We start from the raw sequence: 17,356 nt of genomic DNA on the forward strand, positions 1-17,356 counted from the left end.
TTAAAGGTATAACGGGCAAGCAGCTGTAATTTGTATGTTTGAATGTTAAAATATACAACCGGCTGTGGCTGCGGGCACTATACTAAAACCCCAAAAACATCCGTTAGACTAATAAGAATTGGTATATTTGGCTACCTAATAAACAATAAAAACACATGCGTAAACTTAACAGGGCACTGCTGCTATCCATACCCTTGTACGGATTAAGCCTACAGGCACAGCAATCTACCATTTACACCCACCAGCTTAAGGATTTTGACAGGGCCATAACGCTTTATAACGATAAGCAGTACCAGGCCGCGCAAATACTGTTTGAAAAAACAAAGGCTGAAAACCAGGATATGGATGTGCAGGCAGACTGCGCTTATTATATTGCCGATTGTGCCATTCACCTGAACCAGAAGAATGCCGATGTGCTTATGGAAGACTTTGTAGAAGACTATCCTACAAGCACCAAGAGCAACCAGGCTTATATAGAAGTGGCGGGCTACCATTTTAGCCAGGGCCGCTACAAGCAGGCGTTGGAATGGTATGACAAGGTAGATGAAAACGGCCTAAGCGGTGCTGACCGCGAGCGCTATAACTTCCAAAAGGGGTATAGCTACTTTAACGCGGGCGATAAAAAGCAGGCCGATAAATACCTGGAGCAGGTTAAGGATTCAGAAAAATATGGCAGCCAGGCCAAGTACTACCTGGGCTTTATGGCCTATGAGGGCGATGATTATAAAAAAGCCACCCAGTATTTTGAGCAGGTTGAAGATAAAGAAAAGTACAGCGAAAAGATGTCTTACTTTCAGGCAGATATGGCTTTTAAGGAAGGGCAGTTTCAGAAAGCGATAGACCTGGGTGTGCCGCAGCTGCCAAAAAGCGATGCGAATGAAAAGAGTGAGCTGAGCAAAATCATCGGCGAAAGCTACTTTAACCTGGGTCAGTATGCCAAGGCTATACCCTACCTTAAAGCCTATCGTGGCGATAAAGGCAAGTGGAGCAACACCGACTTTTATCAGCTGGGGTATGCCTACTACAAAGGCGGCGATTATGAAAACGCCATTACCGAGTTTAACAAAATTATAGGCGGTAAAGATGCCATTGCACAAAATGCGTACTACCACCTGGGCGAAAGCTACCTGAAAACCGGCAAGAAACAGCAGGCGCTCAACGCGTTTAAAAACGCCAGCGAAATGGAGTTTGAAGCCAAAATTCAGGAAGATGCATGGCTTAACTATGCCAAGCTGAGCTATGAGATAGGCAACCCGTACCAAAGTACGCCCGAGGTGCTTAATGCCTACATGGAAAAATACCCGGCATCGCCTTACAAGCAGGAGATACAGGGGCTGCTGATAGACTCTTACATTACCTCTAAAAACTATAAGGAGGCATTAACCCTGCTGGAGAAAGACAAGAACCCGGCTAACAGGGCGGCTTACCAAAAGGTAACGTTTTATCGCGGTACAGAGCTGCATCACGACAGCCAGTACCAGGAGGCGCTTGCCATGTTTAAAAAATCGCTTGGCGAACCGCGCGACCCATATTATACTGCCCGTGCCACATTTTGGAAAGGCGAGGAAGAGTATAACCTTGGGGCGTATAACGAAGCGCTTATAAGCTACAAGCAGTTTGCCGGTATGGCCGAGGCAAAGAACACGCCGGAGTTTAAAAACATAAACTACAACATAGGCTATGCGTACTTTAACCAAAAGGAGTATGCACAGGCTGCGCAGTATTTTGCCGATTATAACAAGTCGGCCGCAGCAAAAGGCGATAAGGTGCGCTATAACGATGCCCTGCTTCGCGAAGGCGACAGTAATTTTGCCGGCGGTAAGTACTGGCCTGCTATGGAGGCTTATAACAAAGCCATAGAGCAAAAAGGTACCGATGCCGATTATGCGTTATTTCAAAAGGCCATAAGCTACGGCTTTGTGCAGCGCCCTGAAAAGAAAATTGAAGACCTTACCAAGTTTGTTTCGGCTTACCCTAAATCGCAATATGCTGATGATGCGCTGTTTGAACTGGGTAATACCTACGTTGCCGAAAAGCAGAACGACAAGGGCCTTGCTGCTTATGACAGGCTTATAAACGAATACAAAACCAGTACTTACGTTAGCCGTGCCATACTGCGCCAGGGGCTTGTATACTATAACGCCAGCCAGGACGAAAAGGCGCTTGCCAAGTTTAAGAAAGTAGTGGCAGAATTCCCGGGTACGCCGGAGGCAGTTGCTGCGGTGGAAACGGCCCGTACTATTTACATAGACAGCGGCCGTACTGCCGAATATGCTGCATGGGTTAAAACCCTTACGTTTGTTGACGTGAGCGATGCCGACCTTGATAACGACTCGTTTGAGGCGGCAGAGAAACAGTACCTGCAAAACAACACCAAGCAGGCCATAAGCACGCTTAACCAGTATTTGGCACAGTTCCCTAACGGGATATCGGCCCTTAAAGCGCATTTTTACCTGGCACAGAGCTATTATGCCGATGGCCTTGAAGAAAATGCCACACCGCACTATGAGTATGTTATCTCTAAATCAAAAAGCGAGTATACAGAGCAGGCGCTTTCAAGGCTTAGCGAAATATACCTTAAGAAGAAAGACAGCGCCAAATCTATTGCCGTGCTGAAACGCCTTGAAACGGAGGCTGACTATCCGCAGAATAAAACCTTCGCGCAAAGCAACCTGATGAAGCTGTATTATGAGAGTCAGGATTTTGCCAATGCGGTAGTATATGCCGATAAGGTGTTGGCTAATGCCAAGACAGAAGACCGCGTTAAGAGCGATGCCATGATTATTGTGGCACGCAGCGCTATAAAAACCGGTAACGAGGCTAAGGCTCGCGAGTCTTACGGCAAGCTGCTGGCTACAGCCAAAGGCGAGCTGGCGGCAGAGGCATTGTATTATGATGCATTGTTTAAAAACAAAGACGGTAAGTTTGAAGCCAGTAATGCCGCCGTGCAAAAACTGAGCAAAGACTACAGCGGATATAAATACTTCGGGTCGATGGGGCTTGTTGTAATGGCTAAAAACTTCTACGGGCTTAAAGACAGCTACCAGGCTACTTACATCCTGGAAAGCGTTATTAAAAACTTTACGGCATACCCAGATGTGGTGGCCGAGGCCCAAAAAGAACTTGACCTTATTAAAGGCGAGGAAGCCAAGCGCAATTCATCAATCAACAAAAACTAATACCTGAAAGAAAGCCATGAAGATACACAAGATAGCTATAGTTACTTTTTTTGCGGGCATTAGCGGTGTTTTTGCCCAAAAGAAAGACGAAGACCTGGGCAGTGAGGTAGTAAATATTGTACAGCCCTACACGCCTTCTGTAAGCGATGCTTACAAGATTAAGGAAACCCCTGTTATTGAAGAAGACAAGCAGCAGGAAAAGAAACCTATTGAATACAACATATTCTCGTTCCCCGTGGCGAGTACCTTTAGCCCCGCCAAGGGCAAGGCCGCCGCGGTAGATAAAGAAGCCCGCGAAAAGCTGTTTAACAACTATGCCACACTGGGCATTGGCAACTACGGTACCATAAATGCCGAACTTTTTGTTACCCAGCCCTTAGAAGACAACCAGTATGTAGGCGGCCTTTTGCGTCACCTATCAAGCCAGGGCGGTATAGACGGTGTGGTGCTTGACGATAACTACAGCGTTACCGGCATTGACCTTACCTACGGTGTGCGCGATAAGGAGTTTACCTGGAATGCCGACCTGGGCTACCAGCGCCAGGTTAACAACTGGTATGGTATTTTTTACCCGGGCGATGCGCTGGGCGAAGGCGTTATAGACTATCCGGCAGGGCAGATACCAAATATTCAGGACCCGAAACAAACCTACAGCACGGCTTATGTGGGTGGGCGCATTACCACACGCGACGGCTTTTTTCACGATATGGAAATTAAGTACAAGCGTTTTTGGGATGGGTATGACAGCGCCGAGAACCGCTTTTTTATAACGCCATCGGTAGATATACCTATTAGCGATATGAAAATTAAGTTTGACTTTATTGCCGATTATGTGGGCGGTGAGTTTGGCCGTGACGCTATTAACGAATACAGCCACTTTAACCTGGGCGTGCAGCCGTCTTTCCTGTACCAGGATGGCGACCTGAGCGCGCAGTTTGGCGCAGGCCTGTTTTATAATATGGGTAAAATGAGCGGTGTTAGTGATAATAACTTTTACATTTACCCGCAAATTAAGGTGTCTTATAAAATTGTGGGCGACCTGCTGGGTGCCTATGCCGGTGCCGAGGGTGGGCTTAAGCAAAACTCGTATGCTGATTTTGTAGACGATAACCCGTTTGTTATGCCGGCGCTTTACATATTGCCTACCGATAATAAGTATGACATTTATGTGGGCCTTAAGGGCAAAATTGCCAACCCGGTTTCGTTTAACCTGCGTGCGGGCTATAAGAACGAGGGCGACCATGCTTTCTTTGGCACCTCATGGCTGGAAAACTATACCCTGCCTGATTTTTCGGGCGTAGACCCGTATTTGTTTGGTAACTCATTTTACCTTGTGTATGGCGACCTTAAAACCTTTAGCTTTAGCGGAGACCTTAAGGCCGATTTTAGCAAAACGGTGCGTTTTGGCATTAATGCTACCTACAACAGCTACACCACCAACTTTGATAAAGCCTGGAACCTGCCGCAAATTACCGCAGGGGCTAATATAGATGTAGATATTACAGAGAAATGGTTTGCCGGTGCCAACCTCTTTTTTGTGGGCGAGAGGGATAACTTTGTTACCACTCTTGACGGTACGCCTCCGTACAGCGTAAAACTTGACAGCTATTTTGACCTGAATGCCAATGTGGGTTACAAGTATAACGAGCGCCTTACGGGCTTCCTTAAGCTGAATAACATTACGGGCCAGAACTATGAGAAGTGGTACAACTTCCCGGTACAGGGTTTCCAGTTTATGCTGGGCGCTTCTTACAAGTTTAACTTCTAAAGCCCCAACCCCCAAGGGGAGGAGCTACACTCAAAAGATATAACCGGCGGGCAACTGCCGGTTTTTTATATATGTACAGATTTATAGTATACCCCGTTTTACTGCTAATGCCGTTGTTTTGCTTTTCGCAGGCCGACAGCGCTTATGTGGCGCCATACCCTCAAAAGTTTATGGCAACCGGCTTCGTGGCCAATAACCTGCTGATGCTAACGCACGGCGAAAAGGAATACAGCCCAAACAGCCCGCTTATTGTGGGGGCAGGCTTTTCAATTAAAAATACTATTGTAAGTGTGCGGTTCAGCCAGGGCGTGGCCAACCTGCAAGGGAGTGAATATGGCAAAACCCGTATAACCGATTTTCAGCTGCACAACTACGGGCGAAAGTTTATAACCGATGTGTTTATACAAAATTACCGGGGTTTTTATAACGAGGGTTCGGCTATAACACTGTACCCTGATTTGCGCATACGCCAAATAGGTGCCGAGGGTAGCTACCTGTTTAACGGCGGGCAGTTTTCGGCGAAGGCCGCATTTGAACAGCGCGAACGCCAGTTGCTCTCGGCCGGCAGCTGGGTGTTGGGCGGTGGCGTGTACCTGTTGCGGCTGGAATCAGGTGCCGCCGAACCGTTTATTGAAGGCGGGCGTATAGACAATTTGCAGTTTGGCGCTAACGGCGGCTATGCCTATTCGTGGGTGGTAAATGAGCACTGGCAGCTTTCGGGCATTGCCACGGCAGGGCTTAGCCTGGGGCACGACCTGGGTTCGGGCGATGGCGCATCCTTAAAAGTATACCCCACAGCACTGGCCAGGGGTGCGGCTTCTTACAGTAAAAACAACTGGGCGGTGGCCTTTACCACAATCATAAACAACAGGCTGCTGTACGCATCTGGAGATGAAGATTATACCATTACCTCAATAGGGTTTCAGCTGAGCTATGTAAGGCATTTTGACAGGCTTTTTAAGTAAAAGATATTCGCTATATTAGCGTTAAACAATCTCCTATGCTCAGCCAATTATCCATTTTTAAGCAATACCCTTTTTCTGAATATGAAGAAAACGGGTTTGATAGTGCGCATGCACAATACTGCTATTCGCTAAACCCGTATTCGCAGGATCATTATTATATTCCGGCTGCCGAAAGCTTTGTTGCGTCTTACTCTTTTGTGCAGCGGGGGGGTATGGATTTTGAGGCATATCATAAATATGAACAGCTTTACGTTACGGCCTTTGCTGAGGTGTTCGGTACGTTTGATATTATTGGGGTAAAAGATGCCAAAGAGGTGCTTTACAACGGCTATGCTGCTTTTGAGGCCGATTTGCTAAAGGCTTTGCGTGAAGACCATAGCTACGCTTTTGTTGTTAATAGCCTGGGCCTGGTTATAGATTGCAATTTTGACCTGATTGTGGCGGTGTTTGGGTATACGGCTTATAACGAAAGGGTGGGGGAGCTGCTGGATATTTTCAGGAAGCATGGGTTGTTTGTAACAGATTTGAAAGAGTGATAGGGAGGTGTTTTTTTAACCACAACGAACACAACGATTTTTCACAAAGGGCACAAGATGTAGCTACTTTAAAGTTCACCAGGCTTTGTGTTCTTAGTGTAAAACCTTTGTGGCCTTGGTGTCAAAAAAATAAATACTATTTGTTCTCAAAGTTGGAGTGGATTTTTAACCACAACGAACACAAAGTTTTTCACAAAGGGCACAAAGATTTTGTCATGACACGTACTCATAAATTTTTAAACACAAAGACACAAAGGCCACAAAGAAAAAAGCATAAGCTTTTACAAAGCTTTTATGGGCTATAAAGCATAATTATGTAGCTTGCTTTGTGGCCTTTGTGTCTTTGTGTTAAAAAAATGATGGGCTTTAACCAAGTAATCTTTAAACTAACTATGAAATGGAAAATACTTCGCAATACCTGCCGCTGTGGCTTATTACCGCTGATATACATGCACAGGACGGGCTGGACTTTAATGAGCTGGTAGAAACCCCGCAGGACGGCGATCGCTACATTGGGGCATGGGCCAATATTCTTGTGGAGGCTGCTGATATTGAGGTGGCACTGGCGGTGCTTAATGCCGGGCTTGCCGAAAAAGGCTTTGCACTAAAACGCATAGGGAGGATTGAAAATTTTGATTTTTTAATGGATGATGAAGAAGTAAAACCGGACATGGTGTACCAGGCAGAATGGCTGCTATCATCAGAATATGTGCTGCTTATTTGCGACCCTGTTTATCCGTATAGCGAAGACTGATATGAAATACATCTTTTTACTCCTTACCCTTATAAGTATAGGCAGCGCTGCGCAGGACACGCTTTCTTATGACGAAGTGGCCGTTGAAATGTCGGGAAATGTGAAAACCATTTTGCACAACGGAAAAAAGTTTACCGGCTGGCTGGCGTGGCAGGCTGATAGCCTTAATTGTATTGAAACCGTTGCACAAGGGGCAATTACGGGTAAAGAGTGTACTAAAAATGTTTATTATAAGCCAGAAATATGGGAGTTAAAACCCCACACTGCCACCTACAGGCACATTACATCGCCCACGGTAAAGAACAGTGCCCTGGTTAAAGAAGTTACTAAAGAACCCATAGGCCGGGAATGTGAAAATTGCGATACAGGATTTGTAACACAGGTAAATTATACGTTGGCCCGTAAACCCTATACCGGTTTTTCTACGGGTAAAGACAGCCTGTATTTTTATGATAACGGTACGCTTAAGTATGTTAAAACCTTTTGGGATAAGACACAGGTAAAGGAGTATACAGAGCTGTCTGACTTTGGCAGGCACGGGCGTTATGAACTGTACAGCCGCAGTGGAGAGTTAAAGCTGGAAGGCTGGTATTATTATGGTGCAAAACACGGCCCGTGGTTAGACCGAACAACAAAATATAGCCTTGTAGAGGGCAGTTACCATTATGGTAAGAAAACCAACCTGTGGTGCTATTACAAAGGTGACAAACAGGTATTGTGTGAGTTTTACAGCAGTGATAAACTGCTTTATTATTATACCCTTGAGTATTTTGAAGATAAGGTTGTTGTGCTGCGGTATGAAAAGGGGATACCCGTATCTGAAGAAACCTATAAAAACGGCCATTTAGATGAATACAGGCGGCTTGGCGGGCAATAGTTATTTGGGTTTTAAAGCGGCCTCGCGCTGTTGTATTGCCTCATAGTTTTGCCTGCGCAGGGCATAGCGCCGGTCTTCTTTTTTAGACTCAGTTTTGGTGAGTATCTTTATACCGGCAACGCCGCAGCCCACCCTATAATAGCGAAAAGGCCTTAACTCATACACGGGTTTGGTAAGGTTGTAGAAGTTGCCAATTTCTTCAAAACGCTCTACAAACAGGGCAATGGTTTGCGCTTCGGTAAAGTTATGGCTTGCTGGCGACCAGTAATTTTTATAAGTATAACTGCCGTTGTGTTTTTCTTCGATGGTATAGCCAGTGCCGTCAAAACCATCAGGCCAGCCTTTAATAAGATTATCTGTAGGTATTTGGCGTATGTTAGTGCTGTCAACAAGCGCTATGAGGCTTTTAACCGTTACAGAATCTACAGTATATGTCATACCGAAGGTTTCTTCAGGTTTATTACTGTTTATGATGTAGGTTTTGGCCCATCCATAATATTTGCCCTGGTTTTTGTACAGTACAACCGAGTTGAAGCACCATGTCAGGCGAAATGTGTAGTCGGCAAGGCTGAGTTCAACAGGCTCGAACCCAAATATGTCTGCTTGAGACCTGTTCCATTCATAAAGTTTGTGGTCAGACCCAAAACCAAAGGTAAATTGAGCTGCATCTTGTGCCTGCATTTTGGCAAAAATAAGAAAGCAGAGGAGGAGGATTTTCATAAAGGTAAATTACACAAATCTCATCTCTCATCAAAAAAAATATTTTAAATTTTAAATGATGAATTTTAAATTCGGGAAGCTAAACTTTATGACTTTTAAACTTTCGACTTTCAAACTGAATATTGAACTCCAAAAGTGAAAAATTAACGTTAAATTCAAGTTAAAATGTAAGAAATTACTCTACTCTCAATAACCTGCTCTCAGACGATTTTTTGCCATATTCAAATGTGAAGTCAATACGGCCCAAATTTAGCCCGTAGCAACCTACCTGGTTGATCATAACTTCCTGTCCGTCAAGGTTTTTTTCTATGTGTGGCTTGGGTAAAAAGGTGTGTGTATGCCCACCAATGATGAGGTCGATGTTTTTAGTGTTTTTGGCTAAAAGTATATCGCTAACCCTTTGATTATCATTCTTGTAATCGAATCCTATGTGCGAAAGGCAGATGACCAGGTCGCATTTTTTGTCTTCTTTCAGGGTACGGCTCATGTCCTGAGCTACCTCAATGGGGTTGTGGTAAATGGTTTCTTTGTATAACTTTTTGTCAACCAATCCGTTAAGTTCTATTCCCAGTCCGAACACGCCTATTTTAAGGCCACGTTTGGTAAAGATCTTATAGGGCTCTACAATGCCGTTAAGCACGGTGTTTTTAAAATCGTAATTAGCTGATACAAAAGGGAATGAGGCGTGGGGCAGCTGTGCCAGGAAGCCATCTATGCCGTTATCGAAGTCGTGGTTGCCCATGGTGGCAATGTCGTACTTCATCATGCTCATCAGCCTGAATTCCAGCTCTCCACCATAATAATTGAAGTAGGGGGTACCCTGAAAAACGTCGCCGGCATCGAGCAGGAGTACACCGTCTTCGCCCTGTTCATGCCTGATTTGCTCAATCAGGGTTGCCCTGCGGGCAGCGCCGCCCATATTGGGGTTGCGGGCATCATCTGCCGGAAAGGGGTCTATATGGCTGTGTACATCGTTAGTATGCAGTATGGTAATGGTTTGTTTTTCAGGTGCTTTAAAGCTCTGAAGGCTCATTCCGCCCATAATAAGGGCACTTCCCGCTGCTGATTTGGTTATAAAATCCCTTCTTTTCATTATTTGTCCTGTATTATGCGTTCGGTGCGTGTAACCGGCAGAGTATCAATATCTTTAAAGTAGTCAATCATCAGGTTGCGCAGCTTGTAGTCAAGGTCGTACGTTGCTACACCCTTTGCAAAAAAGGTCATTTCGTCGCCACCGTTAGCAAGGTAGTCGCTGGTGGCTACGTTGTATATTTTTTCGGGCTCAACCGGCTCACCCTGAACGCTTACCGAGGTCACAGCACCATCTCTGCTCAGGTGTACTTCCATGCCACTAAGGGGGTGGGGTTTCTTTTCTTTGGCCAGGTAACGGGCAATTTCCATAAGTTGCTCACCCTTAAGGGCTATCACTACGGTTGAGTTTTCAAACGGCATGATTTCGAAGGCAGTACGGGTGGTTACATTGCCCTTGCTTATTATAGCGCGAATACCGCCGTGGTTGAGCAGGCATACATTTACATGACGGTTTTCCCTGGCCATCAGGGCTTTATCGGCATATTGAAACGTTACATCGGCCATAAGGTTGCCTATTGTGGTTTGCCAGCCGTTAATGCTGTTGCTTTTGTCCAGTGTTTCAGGGCAATAGGCTAAAACGCTGTCAAGGTCTTTATTTATATGTTCGCGGTAGGGCTTTATAAAGCTTTCAATCTCAGGTACAGGGGTGTAGTGGTCTGTAATGGCAATTTTTTTGCCGTCTATTACGGTATTGTTCCACTTTTTGGTGCTTCCGCAGGCTATAAGTAACGAAATTGTTAAAAATGAAACAAACCTACTTGCGGTTGTTTTATACTTTTTGGGTATTGGCATTGTTGTTGACCTTTATTTCAATACTTTTGTATTCGGCAATAAAAGTACTATGTTTTTGAATTTTATTAAAGATTTCAGCCTGAAAAAGATTGTAAAGAAAACATTATCTAATTACAAGGCTGTAGCATCTAACGGAGAAATTGCCACGGTGGGCATAGTGCTCGACGAGACATACTTTAAAGATAAAGAGGCACTTATAGGTAAACTGGTGCAGGCAGGCGTAAAGCGCAGCAATATTGAAACGCTGAGCTACCTTGATAAACTTAAAAAAGGGGAACAGCCTGATTGCTGCCATTTTACACGGAAAGACATTACATCTGACGGCGATTTTAGTAAAGATGATGTAAAAGCTTTTATAAACAAGTCTTTTGATCTGCTTATAAGCTATTATGATGTAGCCAAGCCACCTCTTGTGCTGGCCACCCTTAAAAGCGGTGCAAAATTTAAAGTAGGTTTTGCAACTGTTGATAACCGCCTGAACAGCTTTATTATAGCATCGCAGGCAGAGCGGTATGAAGAATTTACGGAAGAACTTATTAAATATTTAAAAATACTCAACAAACTATAAAATGGAGTCGTTAACAGGTACCGGTGTTGCACTTATAACGCCGTTTAAAAAAGACCTTTCGGTTGATACCGAAGCCCTTACACGTATTGTAAACTACCAGGTTGAGGGTGGTATAGATTATCTTGTGGTGCTGGGCACTACGGCAGAATCGGCCACGCTTGATAAGGAAGAGAAGAAGCTTGTAATTGATACCATTGTTAAGGCAAATGCAGGCAGGCTTCCGCTTGTGCTGGGCATTGGCGGTAATAACACCAAAGAGGTTGTTGAGGAAATTAAATCGGCAGACCTGAGCGAGTTTGTGGCTATACTTTCGGTATCGCCATATTACAATAAACCCACGCAGGAAGGTATATACCAGCATTTTAAGATGGTGGCACAGGCTTCTGTGCTACCTATAATCTTGTATAATGTTCCGGGACGTACTGCGAGTAACATGCTTCCGGAAACGGTTATTCGCCTGGCAAAAGACTTTGATAATATTGTAGCAATAAAAGAAGCTGCCGGAGATATTGTGCAGGCTATGAGGCTTATACAAAATGCGCCTGAAGGTTTCCTTGTAATAAGCGGCGATGATATGGTAACGCTGCCTATGGTGCTTGCCGGTGGGGCAGGGGTAATATCGGTTATTGCCGAAGGTTTCCCGCACCAGTTCTCGCAAATGGTGCGCCTGGGCCTTGAGCGCAGGGTAGACGAGGCTTACAAGCTGCATTATGAAATTGCCGACAGTATTGACATGATTTTTGAGCAGGGTAACCCGGCAGGCATCAAGCATATATTTAAAGAACTTGGCCTTTGTGAAGACACGGTAAGACTGCCGTTGGTTAATATCAATGCCGACCTTGTATCACGCCTTAGCGCTTTTGTAAAGAAAATAAACGGTAAAGTTGTTGCTTAACCCGTAAAATATAAGGCTGCTGTACAATAAATACGGTAGCTTACAGTTTAGAAAAGGTGCCTTTTTGGCATCTTTTTTTGTAGGCTTGCGCTTGCAGAAAAAAGATTTTGTATTCTGTAATTATTAACTAAATTTGCAGTTGCTTAAAAAACAGTGGCTGCAAAAGCCTAACACATATATATGGCAAGATTTTTTTACATACTTCTTTCGGCTTTACTGCTGGTATCGTGCAGCGAGTTTCAAAAAGCGCTTAAAACTACCGATGTAAAGACCAAGTATGAAGTAGCCACACAGCTTTACGAAAAAGAGAAATACAATAAGGCAATACGCCTTTTTGAACAGATATCTAACTCTTACAGGGGTAAGCCACAGGCTGAAAAGCTGTTTTATATGTACTCTATGGCGTTATATAAAACAAAAACCTACCACACGGCAAGCTATCAGTTTGAAAGCTTTACAGCGCAATATCCTACCAGTACAAAGGCAGAAGAGGCTGCGTTTTTAGGGGCTAAATCATATTACTTCCTTGCGCCGCGTTATTCGCTTGACCAGGTAGATACTTACAAGGGGCTTGAAAAATTACAGTCGTTTATAGACCGTTACCCTAACTCGCAATACATGACTGAGGCTAACCAGCTTGTAAAGGAATTGAGGGAAAAGCTTGAAAAGAAAGCGTTTGAAATTGCCAAACAGTACCGCATGACAGCCGAATATTTTGGTGATTATAATGCGGCTATAAAATCATTTGATAACTTCCTTATTGATTTTCCGGGTTCTATATACCGCGAAGAAGCGCTTTGGCTTAAGTTTGATGCGGCCTATCAGCTTGCTGTAAACAGTGTTTCTTACCGTATGGAAGAAAGGCTTAAAAATGCCAAAGAAGATTATTATGACCTGATTAAATTCAGCTCAGAAACAAAATACAGAGGGCAGGCCGATAAAATGCTTGCAAAAATTGATACCGAATTACAAAATTTTTCAAAAAAGTAAATCATGGATTTAAAGAAGACCACTGCTCCCGTAAACACTATTACTTACAACAAGAGCAAGATTGAGGAGCCAACAGGCAATGTGTATGAGGCAATTACTATTATTGCTAAGAGGGCTAGCCAGATTAATACTGAAATAAAGAAAGAGCTTATAGAAAAACTTGAGGAGTTTGCTACTTATAACGACAGCCTTGAGGAAATCTTTGAAAACAAGGAGCAGATAGAAGTTTCTAAATTTTATGAAAAACTGCCTAAGCCACACGCACTTGCTGTACAGGAGTGGCTTGAAGACAAAGTATCTTACAGAAACCCACAACAATAATATAACCATGTCTGTTTTAAGCGGAAAGAATATATTACTCGGTATATCCGGGGGCATAGCCGCATATAAAACAGCAGGGCTGGTAAGGCTTTTTATAAAGGCAGGCGCGCATGTAAAAGTAGTCATGACGCCTGCCTCTAAAGATTTTGTTACCCCTCTAACACTCTCTACATTAAGTAAAAACCCGGTGTATTCTTCGTTTTATCATGAAGAAGACGAGAATGCCGTGTGGAATAACCACGTAGAACTGGGCCTTTGGGCCGATTACTTTATAATTGCACCTGCCACTGCCAATACTATGGCTAAGATGGTTTCGGGCAATTCAGACAACATTCTTATTGCTACCTATCTTTCGGCCAAATGCCCGGTGTATGTTGCCCCGGCTATGGACCTGGATATGTACAAACACCCTTCTACAACAGAAACATTCAGGCTGCTGGAGTCGTTTGGCAATACTATAATCCCTGCCGAAAGCGGAGAGCTTGCCAGTGGACTGTATGGCGAAGGCCGTATGGCCGAACCTGAGAATATCCTGGCTTTTTTAGAGCAGGATATTGCGGGTAAACTGCCGCTTCTTGGAAAAAAAATACTGGTTACAGCCGGACCCACATACGAACCTATAGACCCTGTGCGTTTTATAGGTAACCACAGCACTGGAAAAATGGGTTATGATATAGCCCGTGCTGCCGCAGATGAAGGTGCCGAAGTGGTTTTGGTAAGCGGGCCTACGCATTTAAAGCTGTTGCATAACAGGGTAAATGTGGTGCATGTAACGTCTTCGCAGGAAATGTATACTGCCTGTCATGAGTATTTTGATGGGGTAGACGCTGCTGTAGCAGCTGCTGCTGTGGCCGATTACAGGCCTAAAGTGGTTGCTGAGCAAAAAATTAAGAAAAGCGAAAGTACCCTGGTGCTGGAACTTGAAAAGACGAAAGACATACTGGCATCGCTGGGTGAAAAGAAAAATGGTCAGTACCTGATAGGCTTTGCACTTGAAACCGAGAACGAAATTGAGAATGCAAAGGCTAAGATTACCAAAAAAAACTTAGATTTGATAGTACTCAATTCGCTTAATGATGAAGGGGCGGGCTTTGGTAAAGCTACTAATAAGGTAACCTTTATTGATAGGGAGTTTAACCTGCAGCCCATGGAACTGAAAAGCAAGGAAGATGTAGCGGCTGATATTATAGACAAGATTAAAAAGCATTATAATGTATAAATATATACTATTACTGTTGTTTGTGGGGTTTACTGCCAGCGCGCAGGAACTTAACTGTAACGTTAAGGTTAGCTATGACCGTATTACAGATGCTAACCCGCAGATATTTAAAACACTTGAAAAGTCGTTACAGGATTTTGTAAACAATACCAAGTTTACAACCCGTAATTTTGCCCGTAATGAACGTATAGAGTGCTCTATGTTTATAAACCTTTCGGCATATAACAGCAATAATTTTAGTGCTTCATTGCAGGTTCAGGCCAGGAGGCCGGTATATGGGTCTACTTATTTTTCGCCCATTTTTAACTTTAATGATAAAGATGTCAGCTTCCGCTACATTGAGGGTGAAAACCTTACCTACAATCCCAATACGTTTGATTCTAACCTTATGTCGCTTGTAGGGTTTTATGCCAATATGATTATAGGCCTTGATGCCGATACTTTTGCGCTTGAAGGTGGTACGCCATATTATGAGGCAGCACAGGGTATTGTAAACGTGGCTCAGGGTCAGGGTAACATAGGGTGGAGCCAGCAGGACGGCAACCAGAGCCGTTACTTTTTGGTTAATGACATAATGAGTAATACGTTTGCACCTTTCCGTAAAGCTATGTATGAATACCATATAGGCGCGCTTGATAAAATGGCTGAAAACCAAAAAACAGGTAAGGAGAAAACCATTGTTGCCATAAATACATTGGCAGAACTCTACAAGGTGCGACCTAATGCCTTTATAACCCGTATATTTTTTGATGCCAAGAGCGATGAAATAGCTACTATTTTTAGTGGCGGCCCACAGGTAGATATAAGCAAACTGGTAGACACACTAAACCGTATTTCGCCGCTAAATGCCACAAAGTGGGCTAAGATTAAGTAATAAAAATATCATCATATAAAAATGCACTATCGTAAAAGGGTAGTGCATTTTGTTTTTCAGGCTTTTGCCAAAACCTTATATTTGTATTGCCATAGGCACATATTATAACCATGCTGCAAACACTCCACATCAAGAATTTTGCCCTTATAGAGCACCTGAATATTGATTTTACAGGCAATTTTAGCACCATAACCGGCGAAACCGGGGCGGGTAAATCCATATTGCTGGGGGCGCTTGGCCTGGTGCTGGGCAACCGTGCCGACCTTACTTCGCTTAAAGATAAGGAGCAAAAATGTGTGATTGAAGCCTATTTTAAAATAGGTAATTACCACCTCCGCGATTTTTTTACGGATAATGATTTGGATTATGAGGAAGTGACCATCATCCGCAGGGAAATTCTTCCATCTGGTAAAAGCCGTGCATTTGTAAATGACAGCCCCGTTAACCTGGCCGAGCTTCAGGAACTGGGTACTTACCTGATTGATATTCACAGCCAGCAGCAAACCCGTGAGCTTAGCGATGAACAATACCAACTGCAAATACTGGATGCTGTTGCAGGTAATTCAAAACTGCTTGAAGAATATAAAAAACAGCTATCTGCCTACAAAACCATACAGGCCGAACTTAAAAAGCTAACCGAACAAAAAGGCACGCTGCATAAAGAACAGGACTACAATACCTACCTGCTTAATGAACTGACTAATGCAAAGCTACAGGTAGGGGAGCAAGCTGAGCTTGAAGGCAGCCTTGAAAAACTGAGTAATGTTGAGTTTATAAAAGAGAGTATAGGTAAAGCATTGGCTGTAGCTAATGAAGAGCAGTTGGGTACTGTGCAAAGCCTTAAGGAAATAAAGGCGGCACTGCAAAAAATAAGCAGCATATCTGAAGAATATGGTGTGTTTTATGAGCGTGTTTCAAGCCTGCTCATAGAACTTGATGATGTGGCTGAAAGCCTTTCGCAAAGTTATGAAGGCCTTAGCGATGATCCGGAGGAACTGGAACGTATTAACCAGAAGTTACAGCTAATTTATTCGCTACAAAAAAAACACCAGGTGGCTACAGTAGAGGAGTTGCTTGCTATTCAGGCAGACCTGGAAAGTAAGGTAATACTGGTAGAAGGCCTTGATGATGCTATTGCCCAAAAAGAAGCCGAGGCTGAAAAAGCCAAAGCGGCAACCGATGCTGTTGCTGTAAAACTTCATGAAGCCCGCCAAAAGGCAATCCCGGTACTTACCGATAAAATTACAGCCATACTGGCGCAGCTCGGCATGCCTAACGCCCGCTTTAAGTTTCTGCTTACGCAGGGAGACACCTATTATGGTAACGGAAAAGACGCTATAAACCTGCAATTCAGTGCTAATAAAGGGACTGATTTTGGGCTGATGAAAAAAGTAGCGTCAGGCGGGGAGATGTCGCGCATTATGCTTGCGGTTAAGGCGGTGCTGGCTAATTACTCAAAACTACCGTCGATTATATTTGATGAGATTGATACCGGTGTTTCGGGTGAAGTAGCGGTTAAGATGGCCACTATTATGAAAGACATGAGTGCCGAAATGCAGGTATTTGCCATAACGCACCTTCCGCAAATTGCAGCTAAAGGAGACAGGCAGTACAAAGTATTTAAAACCACGGCAGATAACAATACAGTAAGTGAGGTAAAATTACTTACCACAGACGAACGCATCCGCGAAATTGCCGAGATGATTAGTGGTAAAGATGTAAGCGAAACGGCACTTACACACGCTAAAGCGCTGCTTAATTAGAAAATAGTATATTTGCTTCAGAATAAACAAACAGAAAATACAC

16 protein-coding genes are annotated in these 17,356 nt (G+C 43.9%); 13 read left to right on the forward strand and 3 right to left on the reverse strand.

The genetic code is table 11. The features are described 5' to 3' along the window. The first annotated feature begins 155 nt into the window (after positions 1 to 155). The 6 genes from AM279_RS19770 to AM279_RS19800 all read left to right on the forward strand — a co-directional run bounded on the left by AM279_RS19770 (position 156) and on the right by AM279_RS19800 (position 8,079). Positions 156 to 3,179, forward strand: a complete 3,024-nt coding sequence (locus tag AM279_RS19770) for a tetratricopeptide repeat protein (protein ID WP_054409798.1) — start codon at positions 156 to 158, stop codon at positions 3,177 to 3,179. A 16-nt stretch (positions 3,180 to 3,195) separates the two neighbouring features. Continuing rightward, complete coding sequence (locus AM279_RS19775; protein WP_054409800.1) at positions 3,196 to 4,947, forward strand: TonB-dependent receptor; 1,752 nt, start codon at positions 3,196 to 3,198, stop codon at positions 4,945 to 4,947. Positions 4,948 to 5,018: 71 nt separating this feature from the next. Further along, positions 5,019 to 5,912 carry a DUF4421 family protein gene (locus AM279_RS19780; RefSeq protein ID WP_082344269.1) on the forward strand — a complete coding sequence of 298 codons (894 nt, stop codon included), beginning with the start codon at positions 5,019 to 5,021 and terminating at the stop codon, positions 5,910 to 5,912. A gap of 35 nt (positions 5,913 to 5,947) precedes the next feature. Then, on the forward strand, positions 5,948 to 6,448 hold the full coding sequence (locus AM279_RS19785; RefSeq protein WP_054409805.1) for a hypothetical protein: 501 nt from the start codon (positions 5,948 to 5,950) through the stop codon (positions 6,446 to 6,448). A 397-nt stretch (positions 6,449 to 6,845) separates the two neighbouring features. Further along, positions 6,846 to 7,202 carry a hypothetical protein gene (locus AM279_RS19795; protein WP_054409809.1) on the forward strand — a complete coding sequence of 119 codons (357 nt, stop codon included), beginning with the start codon at positions 6,846 to 6,848 and terminating at the stop codon, positions 7,200 to 7,202. A 1-nt stretch (position 7,203) separates the two neighbouring features. Beyond that, positions 7,204 to 8,079, forward strand: coding sequence for a toxin-antitoxin system YwqK family antitoxin (locus tag AM279_RS19800; RefSeq protein WP_054409812.1), 876 nt, complete (start codon positions 7,204 to 7,206; stop codon positions 8,077 to 8,079). Here AM279_RS19800 and AM279_RS19805 read toward each other — a convergent pair whose 3' ends face one another. The 3 genes from AM279_RS19805 to AM279_RS19815 form a co-directional block, all read right to left on the reverse strand. Next, positions 8,080 to 8,799, reverse strand: a complete 720-nt coding sequence (locus AM279_RS19805; RefSeq protein ID WP_054409814.1) for a hypothetical protein — start codon at positions 8,797 to 8,799, stop codon at positions 8,080 to 8,082. Between the two features lie 175 nt (positions 8,800 to 8,974). Then, positions 8,975 to 9,892 carry a bifunctional metallophosphatase/5'-nucleotidase gene (locus AM279_RS19810; protein ID WP_054409816.1) on the reverse strand — a complete coding sequence of 306 codons (918 nt, stop codon included), beginning with the start codon at positions 9,890 to 9,892 and terminating at the stop codon, positions 8,975 to 8,977. Further along, the gene (locus tag AM279_RS19815; RefSeq protein WP_054409818.1) at positions 9,892 to 10,683 is read right to left on the reverse strand and encodes a 5'-nucleotidase C-terminal domain-containing protein; all 792 of its coding nucleotides are present in this window, start codon (positions 10,681 to 10,683) and stop codon (positions 9,892 to 9,894) included. Before AM279_RS19815 ends, AM279_RS19810 begins: the two co-directional genes overlap by 1 nt. 49 nt (positions 10,684 to 10,732) lie before the next feature. Between AM279_RS19815 and AM279_RS19820 the strand changes: the two genes are divergently transcribed. The 7 genes from AM279_RS19820 (at position 10,733) to recN (ending at position 17,313) form a co-directional block, all read left to right on the forward strand. Then, complete coding sequence (locus AM279_RS19820) at positions 10,733 to 11,251, forward strand: DUF6913 domain-containing protein (RefSeq protein WP_054409821.1); 519 nt, start codon at positions 10,733 to 10,735, stop codon at positions 11,249 to 11,251. 1 nt (position 11,252) lies between these two features. Continuing rightward, the gene (dapA, locus tag AM279_RS19825) at positions 11,253 to 12,146 is read left to right on the forward strand and encodes a 4-hydroxy-tetrahydrodipicolinate synthase (RefSeq protein WP_054409823.1); all 894 of its coding nucleotides are present in this window, start codon (positions 11,253 to 11,255) and stop codon (positions 12,144 to 12,146) included. A gap of 180 nt (positions 12,147 to 12,326) precedes the next feature. Then, positions 12,327 to 13,136: an outer membrane protein assembly factor BamD gene (locus AM279_RS19830; protein WP_054409825.1), complete on the forward strand. Its 810-nt coding sequence runs from the start codon at positions 12,327 to 12,329 to the stop codon at positions 13,134 to 13,136. 3 nt (positions 13,137 to 13,139) lie between these two features. Continuing rightward, entirely contained in the window at positions 13,140 to 13,457 is a 318-nt protein-coding gene (locus tag AM279_RS19835; RefSeq protein ID WP_054409827.1) for a DNA-directed RNA polymerase subunit omega, read from the forward strand. Positions 13,458 to 13,464: 7 nt separating this feature from the next. Next, positions 13,465 to 14,676, forward strand: coding sequence for a bifunctional phosphopantothenoylcysteine decarboxylase/phosphopantothenate--cysteine ligase CoaBC (coaBC, locus tag AM279_RS19840; RefSeq protein WP_054409829.1), 1,212 nt, complete (start codon positions 13,465 to 13,467; stop codon positions 14,674 to 14,676). Beyond that, entirely contained in the window at positions 14,669 to 15,550 is an 882-nt protein-coding gene (porD, locus tag AM279_RS19845) for a type IX secretion system protein PorD (protein WP_054409830.1), read from the forward strand. The genes coaBC and porD overlap by 8 nt, the downstream gene beginning before the upstream one ends. 110 nt (positions 15,551 to 15,660) lie before the next feature. Continuing rightward, a complete protein-coding gene (recN, locus tag AM279_RS19850) occupies positions 15,661 to 17,313 on the forward strand; it encodes a DNA repair protein RecN (protein ID WP_054409832.1) in 1,653 nt (550 codons plus the stop codon). Positions 17,314 to 17,356: the final 43 nt, after the last annotated feature.

This window comes from Flavobacterium akiainvivens, assembly GCF_001278115.1.
Taxonomy (GTDB): Bacteria; Bacteroidota; Bacteroidia; order Flavobacteriales; family Flavobacteriaceae; genus Flavobacterium; species Flavobacterium akiainvivens.